A 15,961-nucleotide genomic window follows, 5' to 3' on the forward strand; every position below is an offset into this window, starting at 1 on the left:
CTCTATGGCCTTGAATATCTCCGTACTTGGGATTTTGGGAGATACTAATGAAAATTCTTTGAGATGCACCTTACTTGCTCTCCATTTTTGGACACCATACCTAATTTACCACTATTTAAGCCTTAACTGAACCGTATTGAGTTATAGTTGTAGACGATCAACACTCGCATCGGGAGATGATCTCAAACCTTCTCAAAGGTAGCGGCATCAATGTGATTGAGGCAAGCGATGGAGTTGAGGCAATCGAGAAAATAGAGGTAAATTGCCCAGATTTAATAATTTTAGACATCGTGATGCCAGGAATGAATGGATTTGAGGTTTGCCGCCGACTCAAAAATAATCCTCTAACGCAGAATATACCCATAGTATTTTGCTCGGTTAAGGGGGAAGAGTTCGATCGTTATTGGGGTATTAAACAAGGAGCAGATGCTTACATTGCTAAACCTTTCGGGCCGCGAGAACTTGTAGGAACTGTGAAACAATTTTTGCGATCGTAGGGGGTGAAATTGTCGTGGAGGTGCTGTTTTTGCTACGCGACGCGATAGCCGCCAAAAATAAGTGCGAGTGCTATCCGTACCGCTTCTGTTTTTGTTAAAATAGTATCTGGTTCCGTATTGTGCAAAAAAATTATGACTCAGATGCCTATGCCATCGGTAATCCAAGAACATATTGAAATTACTCCGGGTGTTTGTGGCGGGAAACCGCGTATTGCCGGACACCGAATTAAGGTACAGGATATTGCGATTTGGTATGAAGATATGGGACTTTCTGCCGATGAAATTGTTTATCACTATCCCTCAATTACTTTAGCTGATGTCTATGCTGCTTTGGCGTATTATCACGATTGTCGGGAAGAAATCAGACAACAAATTAGAGAAGATCGAGCTTTTGCCGGCCAGATGCAGGCGCAAACTCCTTCTCTACTTCAGGACAAATTAAAAAATCGTAATGTCTGAAACTATTCGCTTTCATTTGGATGAAAATGTTAGTAATGCGATCGCTGAAAGTTTACGACGGCGTGGCATTGATGTGACAACTACGCCATCAGCAGGATTGATGGGGTTTCCAGATGAGGAACAAATTGCTTTTGCGCTTGAACAAGACCGGGTTATTTTTACTCAGGATACAGATTTCTTGCGGCTGAATCAAGATGGGGTTATTCATAATGGTATAGTTTATTGTCAGCAGAATAGTCGGCCAATTGGAGAAATTGTGCGAAGTTTAATTTTAATTTGGGAGTATGTAGAACCGGAAGAGATACGCGGGCGAGTTGAATTTATTTGATATTATCGTCTCTTTTTAATCATTCAAAATCGCAGTTGATATGAAATAACCAGTTTTCCTCACGAAGACGCTGCCATGCTTTGCGGATATGTTGAGGTTTAAAGAGATCGCCCTTACGAATACTCCATTCTTTTACAAGAGAGATCGCTTTCTCCACATCTTCTACTGCTTGATTATCTTCCTTAGTCACCCAGTGAACTGTTGCTAATAATTCCATCCCATAAGGAGTTTCAAAGCCTTCAATTAACCTACTAACACGCTCTAATCTAGCATTAGCATCAGGGTTATTTTCTAAAAAGGTTTCTGCCGCTTTTTTCCCTTCTGGTAATACATAAACCTGCGCCTCTTGGCTTCGATCTCCATAACCTCTGATATAATGTCCTTCTAATGTTTGAAAGACATGATGGAGATTATTAGCATAAGGGCCGTATTTGTCCCTAGCATACTGCAACTTTAGGGGTTCCCCTGCAACTTGAAGAAAATATGCTAATTTTTGAATTTCTAGCATTGTTAACCGATAACCAGGAAGCCCATATAATTCTAGCAAGCGAATATACAAGGCACGGGCGCGAGTCATTTTGGGTTTTTCTGTAGCTACCCGCATTCTATCAACTTGAGGAGTATTCTGTGGTGCAAACAGCAAAACTTTTACATTTGGTAAGTCAATAAAAGCTGATTCAATTAAGGGTTTTACCTGTGTCCAAGATAAACCACCGTTTCCACAACCCAAGGGCGGAATAGCGATAGACTTAATATTTAATCGCTGAATTTCTGCGATCAGTGCTTTAAGTCCAATCTCTATATCTTCTATCCGTGAATTGCCTTTCCAATGGCGTTTTGTCGGGAAATTAATAATGTAACGGGGATTAAATAAGTTGCCAGTAGAAACTACAAACATTTGTCCTGGCTGCACTTTACTACTACGACAAGCTTGTGCGTATTGGCGGAAGTTTTCGGGAAATGCTTGTTTAAATTGTAAAGCAATTCCTTTGCCCATAATGCCAACACAATTAACCGTATTAACGAGGGCTTCTGCGTCTGCGTCTAAGAGGTTGCCTTGCTTGAGTTCTATCATAATATTTTCTGTTGATCTTATTCAATAATAACAAATTGGGTGAATCTTGAATTGTAAATCATATATCTTTACTATTTAATAATACCAAGCTGTGCGAATCTTTACTGGTGGCTGATGTGTGGTATTATTTTCTAAGATTTTATCTACTTCTGTCTTAATTTGGTAGTTTTTAACTCCGATTTCTGTTACTAACTGCCAAGGGAAAAAGTTGTAAACTAAAAACTCAGCTTGACGCTTGCGTTTTCTATCAGGATGTTCATCGGTATCATACCAGTATCGCGCGTTCATAACTTCCCAATCAATAGCCTCATCCAGATACTCTAGGTCATCAAAAAAATCGGTGAATTTTATAACTGCATGACCATCTGTAAAGGCAAAATGTAAATTACTATCGGCAATCTTTTCTGCTTCAGAAACTAGGTAAATTATGGGAGTTTGACCTTCGCTATAGCCTTCTATTTTTCCCATACTAATAGCATAGAGCATTGGGGAACGTGGGGCAAAATAGAATGGGACATAATCATGCAATACCCCGCCTGCACTGCAAGGTACGCGAGTTGTGGCGCGGCGGTATTGTATACTCTCGTAGGCGATATTAGTGTACTCGGCTTCGGCTTCATACATGGCGTTGCAAGCTAATAATCCATCGGCTTTAACAATGGATTCCAGATTATTGATATGGGTAATATGATAGATAAATGTTGGCATGGCAATTGTAATTTATTTTGCCTAATCCTAACACAATTAGGATTTAGGTAAAACTGTATACAAGATAAACCAAATATCCTGGCGATTGAAATCGCGGCTACACAAACAAAGTCCGCCTGCGCGGACTAAGATGTAAACTTAATCAATCTATTTCCCAATGCAAAATCTACTAAAAATTCGATCTAAAACTGATTCTGTCACTCCTTCTCCGGTGATTTCTCCTAAAGCTTGAATTGCCCCACGTAAATCGATTGTCCAAAAATCCAATGGCAATTGATTGTTAATTGTATCCGCGCATTGTTCCAAAGAAATTTTTGCCCTAGTTAAGGCTGCTGCTTGCCTTTGATTAATCGCTAAGTCTAAATTTCCAGCTTGTAAATCTCCCGCATTAACAGCAGTTAAAATTGCTTGTTCTAAATCTTCAATTCCTTGATTATAAGCGGCGGCGGCTAGAATTTTTGATTGGGGATTTTCGATTTTTGATTGAAGTATTTCTAAGTCATTTTCCGAGACTAAATCAATTTTATTAACGATCAAAATTACCGGGCGATGTTTTACCTGTTGGTAAATTTCCCGATCGCCCTCTGTCCAGCCCGCTGCGGCATCGATCGCTAATAAGACTAAATCAGCAGACTCAGCCGCCTGACGCGATCGCGCTACCCCAATTTTCTCAACCCGATCCTCTGTCTCCCTAATTCCCGCTGTATCCAACACCTGAATCGGGATTCCACCCACCACTAACTGCGATTCCACGACATCCCGCGTTGTCCCTGGTAAATCCGTCACAATGGCGCGATCGCACCGACTCCAAGCATTCAGCAAACTGGATTTACCCACATTTGGCCGCCCGACGATCGCCACTTTTAAACCCGATCGCAGCAATTCCCCAGAGTCAGCCGTCGCCAAAATCCTTGACAATTCCGCCAAAATATGCTGAATTTGTAACGCGATCGCCCCCTCATCCAAGGGTGGTAAATCTTCCTCAAAGTCAATCCGCGCCTCAATTTCAGCCAACACATCCAGACAAGTCGCCCTCAACTCGCGGATGGGTGTAGCCAATTTCCCCTGTAAACCAGCCAAAGCAGCCTGAGCCGCAGCAGGCGATCGTGCCCCCACCAAATCCGCCACACTTTCCGCCTGACTCAAATCCAGTCGCCCATTCAAAAACGCCCGTAGCGTAAACTCTCCCGGTTGCGCCAACCTCGCGCCAGACTCCAGACACAACTGCAAAACCTGTTGTACGGCCATAATTCCCCCGTGACAGTGGAATTCCACCACATCCTCGCGGGTATAAGAGCGCGGAGCCTTCATAATTAACAATAGGGCTTCATCTACCAATTGCTGAGACTGGGGGTGACGGATGTAGCCGTAGAGAATGCGGTGAGACTCCCAAGATTGATTACCAGGCGCGTGAAATAGGGTGTGGGCGATCGCGATCGCTTCCTCACCAGAAAGCCGGACAATACCTACACTACCCTGTTGTGGCACAATTGCCGTCGCGATCGCTGCGATCGTCTGACCTGTTGTTAATATCTCCGACATCTTTCTCTCAATTGTTAACGGTTAACTGTTAACGGTTAACGGTTAACTGTTCTGTAATTATGTTTATACCACCAGATTTAATATCATAACAGTACATAATTAAATGTAGGGTGGGCGCTCGCCGCAAAAGGCTGTAACTCATAGCAGAAGATGGTTGAGGCGAGCGCCCACCTTACAGTTTATAGCGTTTATTTATGTCCATTTACTTAATATCATAACAGTTTTCAATTACCATTAGCAATTAGCAATTAGCAATTAGCAATTAGCAATTAGCCCTTATCCAACTTAGTCCCACAATTCTTGCAAAATCTAGCATCCTTATCATGTACCGACAAGCCACAACCATTACACACAGTTTCTACCTGATTAGCAGTTTTCACAAATTGCTTAATTAAATCTCCCAATTGCCAAGGAATGAGAGCAATACCGTTCAAAATCATCAAAACAGTTAAGAATCTTCCTGTCTCCGAAATCGGAGTAACATCCCCAAATCCCACAGTTGTCATTGTCACCACTGAAAAATAAACCGCATCCAAGAAAGTATTAAATTTCTCAGCATTAACGGGATGTTCAACTTGATAAATCAAACCAGAGTAAACAAAGATAATCGTAAACAGCGTAAATAAAATCCTGGCAAAAATCACCCCATCGTCGCTGCTGATGCGGAAGATAGAAATTTTGAATTCAAAAAATCGGAGAAGCCGCAAAATCCGAAACCACCGAAATATACGGAGAAAGCTGATATTGACTATACCCAGAAAAAATGGTAAAATAGCCAGCAAGTCAATTAAAGAGAAAAACTTAAAAACAAACTTAAGTTTTTCATCCGCACACCAAAAACGGACTAAATACTCAAAAGCAAAAATTATTAAAATAGCAATATCAAGAGCTTCAAGTTCAATTCTCACTGGTTCAGAAAGAGGGTAAGTTTCAGCCACAAAAATCGCTGAAGATAGCAGAATTAGCCCCGTAATAATTAAACTAACAGCTCTCCCAGCGGGAGTTTCAACATCTTCGAGATAAAAAGCAATCTGTTGGCGAGTTAACATAAGTGGTATAATTGAAAAAGTCTTTATATTTTAAAATTCCAATTGGATAACAGCTATGTCATCAACTACAACATCTAAATTTTCCTCAGTTTACGGCCCAGTCAAGTCTTGGCGATACGGGCGATCGCTAGGTATTGACCCCATCGGCCCAGTTTCTACCTGTTCCTTTAACTGCGTTTACTGTCAACTGGGAGAGATAGAAGTTAAAATCAGCGATCGCGCCATTTTTATCCCTACCAATCAAATCTTAGAAGATTTACAATCCTTCGCGCCTTGGGATGTAGATAGCATCACCCTCAGCGGTAGTGGGGAACCGACGCAAGCTTTGAATTTAGGCGAAATTATCGCATCTGTCAAAAAATGCACCCACCGCGCGATCGCAGTATTGACGAATGGAACCTTACTGACTGACCCACAAGTAAGTTCCGAACTAGCTTTAGCAGACAAAGTATCGGTAAAATTAGATGCAGTTAGTAGCGATCGCCTCCAGCGCATCAATCGTCCCGTCCCAGGAATTGACTTACAAAGTATTCAGACCGGTTTGCAACAATTTCGGCAACAATATAATGGAGAGTTCGGTATTCAAACAATGGTTTTATCACCCTGGGATGCCATAACTAAAACAGAATATATCCGTTTAATGCAATCCTTAGCGCCTGCGGAAATTCAACTCAATACCCCCACCCGACCAAAACCTTTAACTCGGCAATTAGATGGGAGAGGAAATCACACTGCTGAGGATCGTCCTTACCCCGTGCAAATTCTTAAATGTGTCAGTTCTAGCGAATTAGAAGCGATCGCAACTCAGATTCAACAAGAAACTAATATCCCCGTGCGTTTTGCCCCGCACACACTTTAGTAACGCCGCCTTCTAGGCGGTTTCTTTACCGCCTAGATGGCGGCGTTACATATAGTTTTGCCTAAGTCCTACAGATGTTACGTCTCATTTAAAGATATCATTAAAATTAGGTTGACAAACGCAACCCAAGTCTGAAAAGGCAAGAGCCCAACTAACCGTTTAGCAAAAATAGCAACTTTCTTAGATAGTAGGAAGGAACAAAAGCCCATGACTGTACAATTAATTAAAGGTGGCAGATTCAATCTTTCTCAAGAAGTGCCGAATTTGAAAAAATTAGCGATCGCCTTGGGTTGGCAAGCCAATCTAGCAGGTAAGAACTGTGAAATTGACGCTTCAGCATTTATGCTAGGAACAGATGGCAGAATCCCTCACGAAGATTATTTAGTATTTTACAATAATACTAAATCTCTTGATGGTTCCGTGAGACAATCAGCTACCGATAACTATTCGCCCAGAAAAGGATACATCAATACGCTTTACGGAGTTGATTTATCCAAAATGGATACGGCGATTGAACAGATTGTACTCATTGTTACTATCCACGATGCCGAGTCAGTAGGTATGAACTTTAGCAAAATTTCTAATGCTTTTATCAGTCTTTATGATAGTCAGACAAAAGTTGAATTAACTCGCTACGAATTAAAAGAGAATTTTACAGTCGAGACAGCCTTAGAATTTGGACGCTTATATAAAAAGAGTGGAGACTGGAGGTTTCAGGCCGTAGGACAAGGATATAAATCAGGATTGCGAAGTTTTGTTGAAAAGTATTATGTGGAAAAGTGACGCGATCGCCATATTTAGCAGCTTGATTCTATAATCTCACTGAGAGTTGTAAACAAGCGATCGCAATGACTAGAAGCTTTGCGAACCCGCTCAACATTCAACATTTCTAACAGCTTAGAACCGTGTTGTATCTTGTGATATTCGCCTTTTGATTTTGTATCACGGGTAGCAGCTTTCAAGCTTGGCTCTAACAAATCCTTATCAATCGTTTCTACATTGAGATTTTTGGGAATAGAATTTTCTTTAAATCCCTGACCATAGAATTTTTTTAAAGCCTCAACGTCAGCAATAAACCAAGCCTCCATCGCTTGAACCATGAGATGACAGTGACTATCATCAACCCCTGGCGCATCCCAATTATCCTTAGACTTCAAATGTTCCCAAGGTGTCTGCTTTTTTACAGTCGCTTCGGAGTCAACAAGCAGGATAATAAAGGCATCAGGGTGATCTTCCAAAGCATTTTTAAAATCCCTGAAAGCATTGTTACGAGAGCCACAAATAACGATCTCCCATCCTATTTTTTTACTGCGTACAATCTCTTTAATGGGGTTAAAAAAACTGCTAAACCCTTGTCGAATTAATCCTTTTGTATTCTTACCATCGCCACCACCTTCGATGTAAATCCGAATCTCCTTTACCATTTATTTCCCCCGATTTCTCCCATCCGCCAGAGGTCTCCGAGAGTATAATTTTCTAGCCATTTTTTCAATCTTTCAGGATCGAGACGGCGTAGGTGACTTCCTCTTTCATCTTGATCGCATACTAACACCGACTCCGGCATTAGCGCAGAAACTAAAGCATCCGAATGAGTAGTAATAATTAATTGTGTCCGCTGTGAAGCTTCGATGAGCATTTCAGCAATGGTAGGTAAAATATCTGGATGTAAACCAATTTCCGGTTCTTCAATACAAATAACTGATGGTGGAGTAGGATCTAGCAATAAAGCCATTAAGAACAAATAACGCAGTGCTCCATCTGATAGACGAGTAGCAGGGATTGGCTGAGTTAATCCAGTTTCGCGGATAAATATTTGGACAGTTCCACCATAAATCTTGATACTAATTTCTTCGGCTGCATTGTAGAACTTCTTTAAGTTTTCAATAACTTGCCTACTTCCTAATTGATATTGTAAGTTATTCAAAACCAAGCCTAAATTACTACCATCTTCTAAAAGAGGATGCTCAGGCAAGTCAGTTTGCTGAGACTTTCTTGCTACTGAATCTCTGCCTGTCTGCCAGTTTCGATATAAACTAATGTCAGAAAATTTACTACCTAAATATAATATTTCTGGGTACTGTTCGGGATCTTTTCTTTGAGATAAAATAGACTGATCTGGAAGGATATTCTCTCGTTTTAGAACCCGCTTGTTTTCACCTTTCAGTTTAATAACTGAGCTTCCTTGGTCGTTATAACGATAGTAGAAATCCGATGAAGAGCTAGGAGAAATATCTTCTAACGCCTCGTCTACCACTTCAAGTCTCTGACCATTTATAGTAAAATTAATTTGATAACGCAGAGGCATTATACCTTTGGGGTAATCCAAAATAGCTTCAATTTTTGCTATAGGAATATCTTTTCCACCTTTCCACAAAAAATCACTAATCCCGCCCCCTTGCCGAATTGGGGCAACTAGGTCTGTAGGCAATGCTTTCAAAATTCCAATAGCTTCAATTAGGTTAGATTTCCCAGAAGCATTAGGGCCAATCAAAACATTAAGAGGTTGCAGTTCGATTTCTTCCTCTTCATTACCATAAGAAAGGAAATTTTGCAGTCGCAGCGAGTGAATAAATCTTTTACCTTCCACCTTGTCCTCCGATCGCAATTCTCAGCTATTATAAACTCTGAAGCTTTCTTTACTCCGAGAACCATGCTGCTCAAATCCACCACCCGGCATATCCGCATCTACACCGCTACTCTCGAAAACAACGAATTCGTGCCCAGCCAAGACTCTCTGACTATCGATATCGATCCAGATAACGAACTAAACTGGACTACTGAAACCCTCAACCAGGTTTACCGCAAATTTGACGAGCTCGTAGAAAGCTATAACGGCGAAGACTTAACAGAATATAACCTCCGCCGCATTGGTTCAGAGTTAGAACACCTCGTGCGATCGCTTCTTCAGCAAGGCCAAATCAGCTACAACCTTAATAGCCGCGTCCTCAACTACAGCATGGGACTCCCCCAAGTTGACTCTCAGATTAGCGTCTAGCCAATTTAAGAAGGAAAGGGAATAGAAGATGTCGCCCCCCCGTCTTCATCTAAGGGCGGGGGAACAAAGTTATCGATCGCATCCGCTAAACCTTCCTCCCCCTGGCTTAAATCGCTCAAATCGCTACTCCCTTCCTCTTTTCCCTCAGCATTTTTAGCTTGCTGGCGCTGCAAAAACTGCTTCATCGCCACTTTACGGTTAGTCATAAAGTGTCCCCAAGAACCAGGGAAAAACTGATCGAGAGTTTCGACGATCGCCCAAACCTCAAGATTCATCATTTTGTAATACAAACCATGAGAATGCTCAAGCGTAGTCAGCAACTCATCGACCTCTAGACTGGGGAGAAATTTGGGATCGGATGACTTTTTTGGTGAGGGGCTCGAATCGGGAATGGGCATAATGTACCTTTGTCAATGCCTGTTTCGTTTTATTGAGTTTTGTTTCAATCCCTGCTCGGAGAGTAATGATTCTCCGTGTCGCTTTCCCCCTTAAATCATATCATTGCCGTATATTCTCTAGATGCGCTCCCAAATTATCGCTCTTCCTGATTCCTTCTGCCAGATCGACAGCGCGATCGCCAAAATAGAGATAGCAAGGAATTAAAAGACCAGAATTGGCTAAAATAGTTCAGATCAGCACTAGGCTGAGAGGCGTGAGGAACCCCTATGCAGTACGCTGTGCCAAAACATTACTTGTGGGCTATCGGTGAAGGGATAAAAGCCTGTCGGCCTGGAGAGCTGATAGCTGGTCGCTACCTATTGAAGGGCGACCGAATTCTGCTCGATACTCAATCCGAACAATATCCCGAAATGCCCGAAGACATTCCGGGCTTTATCACACCCTATCTGAGGCTATTTCCCCATCGCCTCCACGTACCCGAAGTGTACGGCGTAATCCCCCGCACGACTACTAAACTCGGCAGCGACATCTGGCTATTAGAAAATGGCCCGCTATCGACAACCGGCGAAGGCTTAATGCCAGAATTAGCGATCGCCTGGAAAAACGCCACAGCCATGCGCCAATTGTCTTGGCTATGGCAAATCGCTCAACTCTGGCAACCGTGCAGCTCTCAAGCAGTCGCTACTACCCTAATTACCCCCCAACTGCTGCGAGTAGAAGGGCCCTTACTACGGTTATTAGAATTACAGCCCGATCAAAAAGCCCCCAACTTTTCTCATTTGGGCCAATTATGGCAGCAATGGGTGGGAAGTGCCCACCCCACGATCGCCAGTTTTTTAAGACAACTGTGCCAGCAAATGACCGCAGGTCAAGTGCGAACAGCCGAACAACTAATCGGTCAGTTAGATAAAGCCCTAGCCTTATGCGGGCGATCGCTCGAGCGGACAATTTACATCGCCACCGGCACGGACACCGGCCCCACCCGCTCCCACAACGAAGACGCTTGCTACCCCCCCAATGGTACAGCCATCAAAGTATCTCCCGGTTCAGAAGCCTGCGCGATCGTCTGCGATGGTATTGGCGGACAAGACGGAGGAGAAGTCGCCTCCGAACTTGCCGTTACCACACTTCGCGATCGCGTACAGCTTATGCTGCTGCACCCCGCCAATTGCGACCCCCAATCCCTAACCGCTAAATTAGAACGCTCCGCCTGCGCCGCTAACGATGCCATCTCCGGGCGCAACGACAGCGAACACCGACAACTCCGCCAGCGCATGGGCACCACCGTTGTCATGGCGATCGCCCACGCCCACGAACTCTACATCGCCCACGTCGGTGATAGCAGAGCCTACTGGATTACCCGCAGCAGTTGCCGCCAAGTTACTCTAGATGATGATGTCGCCTGCCGCGAAGTCCGGCTCGGTTACGCTCTTTATCGAGATGCCTTACAACAAGTAGCCGCCGGGGCCCTCGTCCAAGCTTTAGGCATCACCTCCTCAGCAACTCTCCACCCCACAGTACAGCGCTTTCCTGTAGACGAAGACTGCATTTTTCTACTATGTTCCGACGGTTTAAGCGATAAAGAGCGGATTGATGAATGCTGGGAAAATGAAATTCTCCCCATTCTAGATGGCACTACTAATGTCGCCAAGGTCAAAGACCGATTAATTGAAATAGCAAATACCAGAAATGGGCACGATAATGTCACGATCGCTCTGATCTACTGTCAAGTAAGACCAAAAGAAGAGGGCAGTACCCTAACAGAATTATCCATCGCCCCCTTAGACGTTCCCACTTATGCCCCTGATGAAGATGATAATGCCGCCCCCAACTTTAGCATCCAAAATGCCGGGGGCAATTCGTCCTTGAAAACCCAGTTTTTCCCCCGTCCTAAAAATCAAAGCCCACTACCTTATTTACTAGGTATTTTATTGCTCTTAGTATTGGGGGGAATGCCTTTGGCTTACTTTTTTAACCCAGATTTTAGTGAAGTTGCCAATCGTTGGTTTCAGGGAAGTTCTGCTGAGAATCCTATTATAGATCCTGTTAGCCCATCCCCTGCAACTCCAGTTCCTACTGCTGTTGTCTCCTTATTTAAAGCTGGAGATGTAATTGAATTTAAACCAGATCCGGGAATCAAGAACGAGCGCTTAATTTTGAGTACCAAATTAGATCAATCTGAGGTTAAAGGTACAGTTCCGCCGGGCAGTATTTTGGAAGTTATCAACACAGAATTTAATGAACAGGGAACTTGGCTGGAGGTAAAAGTTTGCTCTCTTCCCGACCAAGTTAACTCAAATCAAATTAAGCTCAATACTCCTAAAGATTTAGCAAAAGTTACTAAAAATCAGAGCAAACCCTCTCCCTCAGCAGCCACTCCTACGGCTTCCCCGACAATCAAAGCAACTTTTGAACCTGAAGCCTCGAAACTAAAACCGGGAGAAACAGGATGGATTAAAGAAGAAGAGGCAACTCTTAATAAGATTGACCCCAATCTTGACCCTAACTTAGTGCAAAAATGTAATTAGTTAACAGTTATCAAGACTTACGCACCCAACCACAGAAACCGGGTTTTTTTACGAAAATACTTCGCCATTATCCACAGATGCTCTCAAAAACCCGGTTTCTGGAGCCATCAGCGTAAGTCCTAAGTTAAATATTAACTGTTAACTGTGTTGTCTTCTGCCTTCTATCTTCTACTTAATTAAGGGATTTTCGTAGAAACTTCCGACAGTTTAATTACCATTTGTGCTACTGCTTTCTGAACTGCGGTACTCAAAAGATCGTCCTCGTTAGTACCACTAGAAGAGTTACCGCTAATACCTCTTACAGAAACACTACTTTCGCTTTGATCTGCTTCTCCTATACCTTTAGCAGTAGCCAGGATATCGCCAGTAGTAGTGCTAATCAGCCGCGCGTCAATCTGGACATTGGCTTTGGTTTTAGAGGAACTCCCGCCTATTCCCATAAAACCGCCGCCACCTCCTGACTGCTTATCGACGTTAAATCGAGTAATAGTACCGATTAGTACCGCGTCTACACCTAGTTCCTTGCCGATTTCTGCTGCTGTAGCTGCATCGACTGATGCTACCCTGTTTTTCTGTCTGAGAACTTGCTCTAGTTTGCTGCGATCGACTACGGTGTAAGTGCCATTGTTGACAAGTTCGTTAATCAGCATTTCGCTAATGCCTTTGGCGGCTCCTACGCCTCTGTAAGAGCTGTAATAGCTATTGCTGGTGCCATACTCAAAGTCCATGACTACGAGGCGCTTTTTCTGACCAGCTTGAGCTTGTCTCTGTGCTGGTTCGCTAGCGGCGGGTGCGAGTGTGGCTGGTAGAGATGCAGCGGTGAATAGTAGAGCTGCTAGGGAAATTCGCATTAAACGAGTCATCCAGGTAACTTTCATCTATATTTCTCCTCGAAGTGAACTTTACTAGCTTCCAGAATAATTCACCCGCTAGCCGGATGTCAGGCTAATTTTGATAAAAGCCTACCCTAACAACTCTGCTACTTTGAGTTAAACTTTTAGTTAAATAAAAAATTCAGGACGCGATCGCTAAAAAATAGCGATCGGCTAAAATATAATCGCTATATAGTGATTAACTTTTTCACCTCTACTTAGCAATCAGCAATTACCAATCAGCAATTACCAATTACCAATTACCAATTACCAATTACCAATTACAGTTAACAGTTAACAGTTAACAGTTAACAGTTAACTATTACCAATTACTGCCCTCTAGAAACTCCTGAACGCGGCTTGGGAATTTCTACCACAGGCTCGTTCACAGTTAACATCAAATCATTAGGATTCACTATATCCATTACAGGCTCATTCAAAGCGAGCATCAAGCCATCAGCAGTGGCAGGAACTGGAGCTCCGGCCAACTGTGGAGAAAATAATTGTTGGTCGGATACAATACCAGACATCATCGCCACAAACATCGCCGCGATCGCACTTCCTCCCCAAACCAGAGTCCGATTCCGCTTGCGGTCAACTTGTTGGAAAACCCGATTTGCCAAATCTTGTGCAGGTTGCTGTGCAGGTGGTACAGGCATTACCTGTAACTCGTGTCGCAAAGACAGCAATCGATTGTATAAGCCGCGAACCGAGGGATCTGCGGCTAGCCACTCTTCAACTTGGCGGCGTTCAGCAGCCGTCACTTCACCATCCAGGTAGGCACTCAGCAATTCAAAGCGATCTCGCATCATAGTGTTTATGGCACCCTGCCGTTGATTGTTAGAAGCTGGATTCCTAGTTAGTGAATCCCGTAGGAAGTGCTCTTGATGATTTTTATCGGACTCAAATTTAGGATTCATTAGTCACACCACCTCATGGAATTTCGGAACTCACGCGCTGGTTACTCAGCAAAATATCCTTTATTTACGATCTTAAAAGAGAAGTTTGGAGTCAAAGGAAAACTTTACCAAAACCTCACACTACCGTCTCAAAAAGCTAAACTACCGACCATCCAGATACTTTTGCAATTGTTGCTGGAGTCTCTGGCGAGCACGAGCAATTCTGGACTTTACAGTTCCCAGGGAAACACCAGTTATTTCGGCTATTTCTTCATAGGCTAACCCTTCGATTTCCCTAAGAACAATAGTCGTGCGGAATACTTCTGGTAGATCTGCGATCGCTTCGTGTAGCTGATCGTAAAACTCCCTCGTCGTCAAATCTTCATCAGGCCCAGGAGAGTCAGCAGCAATTTCCCAATCTATCTCTCCATCTTCTAGAAAGCGGGGAGCATCTAGAGACATGGGGGGACGAACCCGCTTGCGTTTTCGCAACTCATCATAAAACAAGTTTGTCGCGATGCGGCTGAGCCAGCCTCGGAATTTAGCAGGCTCTTGCAAGCGCTTAATATTCCGGTAGACTCGAATCCAGACCTCCTGAGCCAAGTCTGCCCGATCTTGCCAGTCCGGTGCCAAGTGATATAGAACCCGATCGACGTGGGACTGATAGCGACGCAGCAGTTCGGAAAAGGCAGCGCGATCGGGGCGCAACCCTTCTTGGCATCGCAACACTAAGTCGTAGTTAGAAAGTTTTTCGGCTGGCAATTGCACTTGAGGAACGGTCGCCTCAACCGTAGACCAGGGGACAGAAATAAAATGACTCATGGGCGGAATTCGCTGTGTCAAACTTTCCGCTTTTAATGACGCGCCCTTGAATGCGTGAGTTCCCTAATTTTTGGTACATTTTCAGGATATTTTTTGGGCAACCGGAACAAACCGGACTTTCAAAAATATCTACACAGCATCACTTACTTAAGGTAAAGGGAGTACCCGCAGCTTTTAGCATTATTATGTTAAAAGCTCTTTTGTCTAAATAGCTGAATTTCACACTAAAACTTAACAATTAGCTTCGCACGCTCCTATGCTGACCCAACTACTAGAACCATCAGTAGAAAATTCTTTCTTCCAGATCGGAGCATTGTGTTTCAAAGTGTCCATCCCGTACTGGCAAGCTGCAAATGCTTCTGAACGGTGGGGACAACCAACAGCAACTAAAACACTGATTTCCCCAATCTCCAATCGCCCAACGCGGTGGTGAATTACTACTCGATTAACATCTGGCCACTGACGGCGAATCTCGGTTGCGATCTGCCGGAATACTCGGACAGCCATCGGTTCGTAGGCTTGATATTCCAGAGCTACTACAGGTTGACCATCAGTTTGATTGCGTACAGTACCACTCATCATTACCACAGCACCATTAGCTGCGTCATCGGCTAAAGTGTATATTTCTGCAACTGATAGTGGAGCAAAAGTAATGGCAAAACTATCTTTAGGATGATTGTCTGAAAGAGTGTTGAGGGAAATTGTGAGGGTATTCATGGGCTAATAATAGTTGTGATGCAACTGAATATTGAATCTATTTTCAGCGATCGCCTATCCATAACTCTAACTCAGCACCAGTGATAAGCTTCAGTTACAGATGTTGCGATCTTACTTCTAGGATTTGTAAATTTTATTAGATTTTTCTTTGCGAAAAACAAGCTAAGTGCTATGGTATGGGCTATAACTCGGTAAAATTCCCCAAACTTCCA

Annotated in this window: 18 protein-coding genes; 7 read left to right on the forward strand and 11 right to left on the reverse strand. The window is 43.4% G+C overall.

The genetic code is table 11. The features are described from left to right. Window positions 1-143 precede the first annotated feature (143 nt). The 3 genes from PN499_RS26815 to PN499_RS26825 all read left to right on the forward strand — a co-directional run bounded on the left by PN499_RS26815 (window position 144) and on the right by PN499_RS26825 (window position 1,284). The gene (locus PN499_RS26815; protein ID WP_272036377.1) at window positions 144-497 is read left to right on the forward strand and encodes a response regulator transcription factor; all 354 of its coding nucleotides are present in this window, start codon (window positions 144-146) and stop codon (window positions 495-497) included. A 132-nt stretch (window positions 498-629) separates the two neighbouring features. Continuing rightward, entirely contained in the window at window positions 630-956 is a 327-nt protein-coding gene (locus PN499_RS26820) for a DUF433 domain-containing protein (RefSeq protein WP_334311722.1), read from the forward strand. Further along, window positions 949-1,284: a DUF5615 family PIN-like protein gene (locus tag PN499_RS26825; RefSeq protein ID WP_272036315.1), complete on the forward strand. Its 336-nt coding sequence runs from the start codon at window positions 949-951 to the stop codon at window positions 1,282-1,284. Before PN499_RS26820 ends, PN499_RS26825 begins: the two co-directional genes overlap by 8 nt. Window positions 1,285-1,303: 19 nt before the next feature. Here the strand turns inward: PN499_RS26825 and darG are convergent, their stop codons facing one another. The 4 genes from darG to PN499_RS26845 all read right to left on the reverse strand — a co-directional run bounded on the left by darG (window position 1,304) and on the right by PN499_RS26845 (window position 5,658). Beyond that, window positions 1,304-2,359 carry a type II toxin-antitoxin system antitoxin DNA ADP-ribosyl glycohydrolase DarG gene (gene darG, locus PN499_RS26830; protein WP_272036317.1) on the reverse strand — a complete coding sequence of 352 codons (1,056 nt, stop codon included), beginning with the start codon at window positions 2,357-2,359 and terminating at the stop codon, window positions 1,304-1,306. Between the two features lie 75 nt (window positions 2,360-2,434). After that, complete coding sequence (gene darT, locus PN499_RS26835) at window positions 2,435-3,067, reverse strand: type II toxin-antitoxin system toxin DNA ADP-ribosyl transferase DarT (protein ID WP_272036319.1); 633 nt, start codon at window positions 3,065-3,067, stop codon at window positions 2,435-2,437. Window positions 3,068-3,214: 147 nt separating this feature from the next. Beyond that, window positions 3,215-4,609, reverse strand: coding sequence for a tRNA uridine-5-carboxymethylaminomethyl(34) synthesis GTPase MnmE (gene mnmE / locus PN499_RS26840; RefSeq protein ID WP_272036321.1), 1,395 nt, complete (start codon window positions 4,607-4,609; stop codon window positions 3,215-3,217). A gap of 269 nt (window positions 4,610-4,878) precedes the next feature. Then, entirely contained in the window at window positions 4,879-5,658 is a 780-nt protein-coding gene (locus PN499_RS26845; RefSeq protein WP_007357746.1) for an ion transporter, read from the reverse strand. A gap of 55 nt (window positions 5,659-5,713) precedes the next feature. On the opposite strand from PN499_RS26845, the gene PN499_RS26850 reads away from it, so the two are divergent. Together PN499_RS26850 and PN499_RS26855 are read left to right on the forward strand one after the other, a co-directional pair. Next, a complete protein-coding gene (locus tag PN499_RS26850) occupies window positions 5,714-6,517 on the forward strand; it encodes a radical SAM protein (RefSeq protein ID WP_272036324.1) in 804 nt (267 codons plus the stop codon). Between the two features lie 207 nt (window positions 6,518-6,724). Continuing rightward, complete coding sequence (locus PN499_RS26855) at window positions 6,725-7,300, forward strand: TerD family protein (RefSeq protein ID WP_272036326.1); 576 nt, start codon at window positions 6,725-6,727, stop codon at window positions 7,298-7,300. A gap of 14 nt (window positions 7,301-7,314) precedes the next feature. On the opposite strand, the gene PN499_RS26860 is transcribed toward PN499_RS26855, so the two are convergent. Both PN499_RS26860 and PN499_RS26865 read right to left on the reverse strand, forming a co-directional pair. Continuing rightward, on the reverse strand, window positions 7,315-7,941 hold the full coding sequence (locus PN499_RS26860) for a DUF4276 family protein (protein WP_272036328.1): 627 nt from the start codon (window positions 7,939-7,941) through the stop codon (window positions 7,315-7,317). Continuing rightward, entirely contained in the window at window positions 7,935-9,104 is a 1,170-nt protein-coding gene (locus PN499_RS26865) for an AAA family ATPase (protein ID WP_272036330.1), read from the reverse strand. Before PN499_RS26865 ends, PN499_RS26860 begins: the two co-directional genes overlap by 7 nt. A gap of 63 nt (window positions 9,105-9,167) precedes the next feature. Here PN499_RS26865 and ndhM point away from each other — a divergent pair, with 63 nt between their 5' ends. Continuing rightward, a complete protein-coding gene (gene ndhM, locus PN499_RS26870) occupies window positions 9,168-9,512 on the forward strand; it encodes an NAD(P)H-quinone oxidoreductase subunit M (RefSeq protein WP_007357740.1) in 345 nt (114 codons plus the stop codon). 5 nt (window positions 9,513-9,517) lie between these two features. Here ndhM and PN499_RS26875 read toward each other — a convergent pair whose 3' ends face one another. Further along, window positions 9,518-9,910 carry a hypothetical protein gene (locus tag PN499_RS26875; protein ID WP_272036334.1) on the reverse strand — a complete coding sequence of 131 codons (393 nt, stop codon included), beginning with the start codon at window positions 9,908-9,910 and terminating at the stop codon, window positions 9,518-9,520. A 267-nt stretch (window positions 9,911-10,177) separates the two neighbouring features. On the opposite strand from PN499_RS26875, the gene PN499_RS26880 reads away from it, so the two are divergent. Continuing rightward, window positions 10,178-12,439 carry a PP2C family protein-serine/threonine phosphatase gene (locus PN499_RS26880; RefSeq protein ID WP_272036336.1) on the forward strand — a complete coding sequence of 754 codons (2,262 nt, stop codon included), beginning with the start codon at window positions 10,178-10,180 and terminating at the stop codon, window positions 12,437-12,439. Window positions 12,440-12,615: 176 nt separating this feature from the next. Here PN499_RS26880 and PN499_RS26885 read toward each other — a convergent pair whose 3' ends face one another. The 4 genes from PN499_RS26885 to PN499_RS26900 form a co-directional block, all read right to left on the reverse strand. Then, entirely contained in the window at window positions 12,616-13,317 is a 702-nt protein-coding gene (locus PN499_RS26885) for a CsgG/HfaB family protein (RefSeq protein ID WP_272036338.1), read from the reverse strand. Window positions 13,318-13,640: 323 nt separating this feature from the next. Next, a complete protein-coding gene (locus tag PN499_RS26890) occupies window positions 13,641-14,231 on the reverse strand; it encodes an anti-sigma factor family protein (protein ID WP_272036340.1) in 591 nt (196 codons plus the stop codon). Between the two features lie 141 nt (window positions 14,232-14,372). Next, on the reverse strand, window positions 14,373-15,032 hold the full coding sequence (locus tag PN499_RS26895) for a sigma-70 family RNA polymerase sigma factor (protein WP_007356257.1): 660 nt from the start codon (window positions 15,030-15,032) through the stop codon (window positions 14,373-14,375). 231 nt (window positions 15,033-15,263) lie between these two features. Continuing rightward, window positions 15,264-15,749 (reverse strand): molybdenum cofactor biosynthesis protein MoaE, encoded by a 486-nt coding sequence (locus tag PN499_RS26900; protein WP_007356256.1) that lies wholly within the window; start codon window positions 15,747-15,749, stop codon window positions 15,264-15,266. Window positions 15,750-15,961 lie beyond the last annotated feature (212 nt).

Origin of the sequence: Kamptonema animale CS-326 (genome assembly GCF_028330895.1) — a bacterium.
Taxonomy (GTDB): Bacteria; Cyanobacteriota; Cyanobacteriia; order Cyanobacteriales; family Microcoleaceae; genus Kamptonema; species Kamptonema formosum.

Bases quoted from the DNA above. Each gene is read 5' to 3' on its own strand.
- PN499_RS26820 (WP_334311722.1), top strand. From the start codon at position 630: ATGACTCAGATGCCTATGCCATCGGTAATCCAAGAACATATTGAAATT.
- PN499_RS26825 (WP_272036315.1), top strand. From the start codon at position 949: ATGTCTGAAACTATTCGCTTTCATTTGGATGAAAATGTTAGTAATGCG.
- darG (WP_272036317.1), bottom strand. From the start codon at position 2,359: ATGATAGAACTCAAGCAAGGCAACCTCTTAGACGCAGACGCAGAAGCC.
- darT (WP_272036319.1), bottom strand. From the start codon at position 3,067: ATGCCAACATTTATCTATCATATTACCCATATCAATAATCTGGAATCC.
- mnmE (WP_272036321.1), bottom strand. From the start codon at position 4,609: ATGTCGGAGATATTAACAACAGGTCAGACGATCGCAGCGATCGCGACG.
- PN499_RS26845 (WP_007357746.1), bottom strand. From the start codon at position 5,658: ATGTTAACTCGCCAACAGATTGCTTTTTATCTCGAAGATGTTGAAACT.
- PN499_RS26850 (WP_272036324.1), top strand. From the start codon at position 5,714: ATGTCATCAACTACAACATCTAAATTTTCCTCAGTTTACGGCCCAGTC.
- PN499_RS26855 (WP_272036326.1), top strand. From the start codon at position 6,725: ATGACTGTACAATTAATTAAAGGTGGCAGATTCAATCTTTCTCAAGAA.
- PN499_RS26860 (WP_272036328.1), bottom strand. From the start codon at position 7,941: ATGGTAAAGGAGATTCGGATTTACATCGAAGGTGGTGGCGATGGTAAG.
- ndhM (WP_007357740.1), top strand. From the start codon at position 9,168: ATGCTGCTCAAATCCACCACCCGGCATATCCGCATCTACACCGCTACT.
- PN499_RS26875 (WP_272036334.1), bottom strand. From the start codon at position 9,910: ATGCCCATTCCCGATTCGAGCCCCTCACCAAAAAAGTCATCCGATCCC.
- PN499_RS26880 (WP_272036336.1), top strand. From the start codon at position 10,178: ATGCAGTACGCTGTGCCAAAACATTACTTGTGGGCTATCGGTGAAGGG.
- PN499_RS26885 (WP_272036338.1), bottom strand. From the start codon at position 13,317: ATGAAAGTTACCTGGATGACTCGTTTAATGCGAATTTCCCTAGCAGCT.
- PN499_RS26890 (WP_272036340.1), bottom strand. From the start codon at position 14,231: ATGAATCCTAAATTTGAGTCCGATAAAAATCATCAAGAGCACTTCCTA.
- PN499_RS26895 (WP_007356257.1), bottom strand. From the start codon at position 15,032: ATGAGTCATTTTATTTCTGTCCCCTGGTCTACGGTTGAGGCGACCGTT.
- PN499_RS26900 (WP_007356256.1), bottom strand. From the start codon at position 15,749: ATGAATACCCTCACAATTTCCCTCAACACTCTTTCAGACAATCATCCT.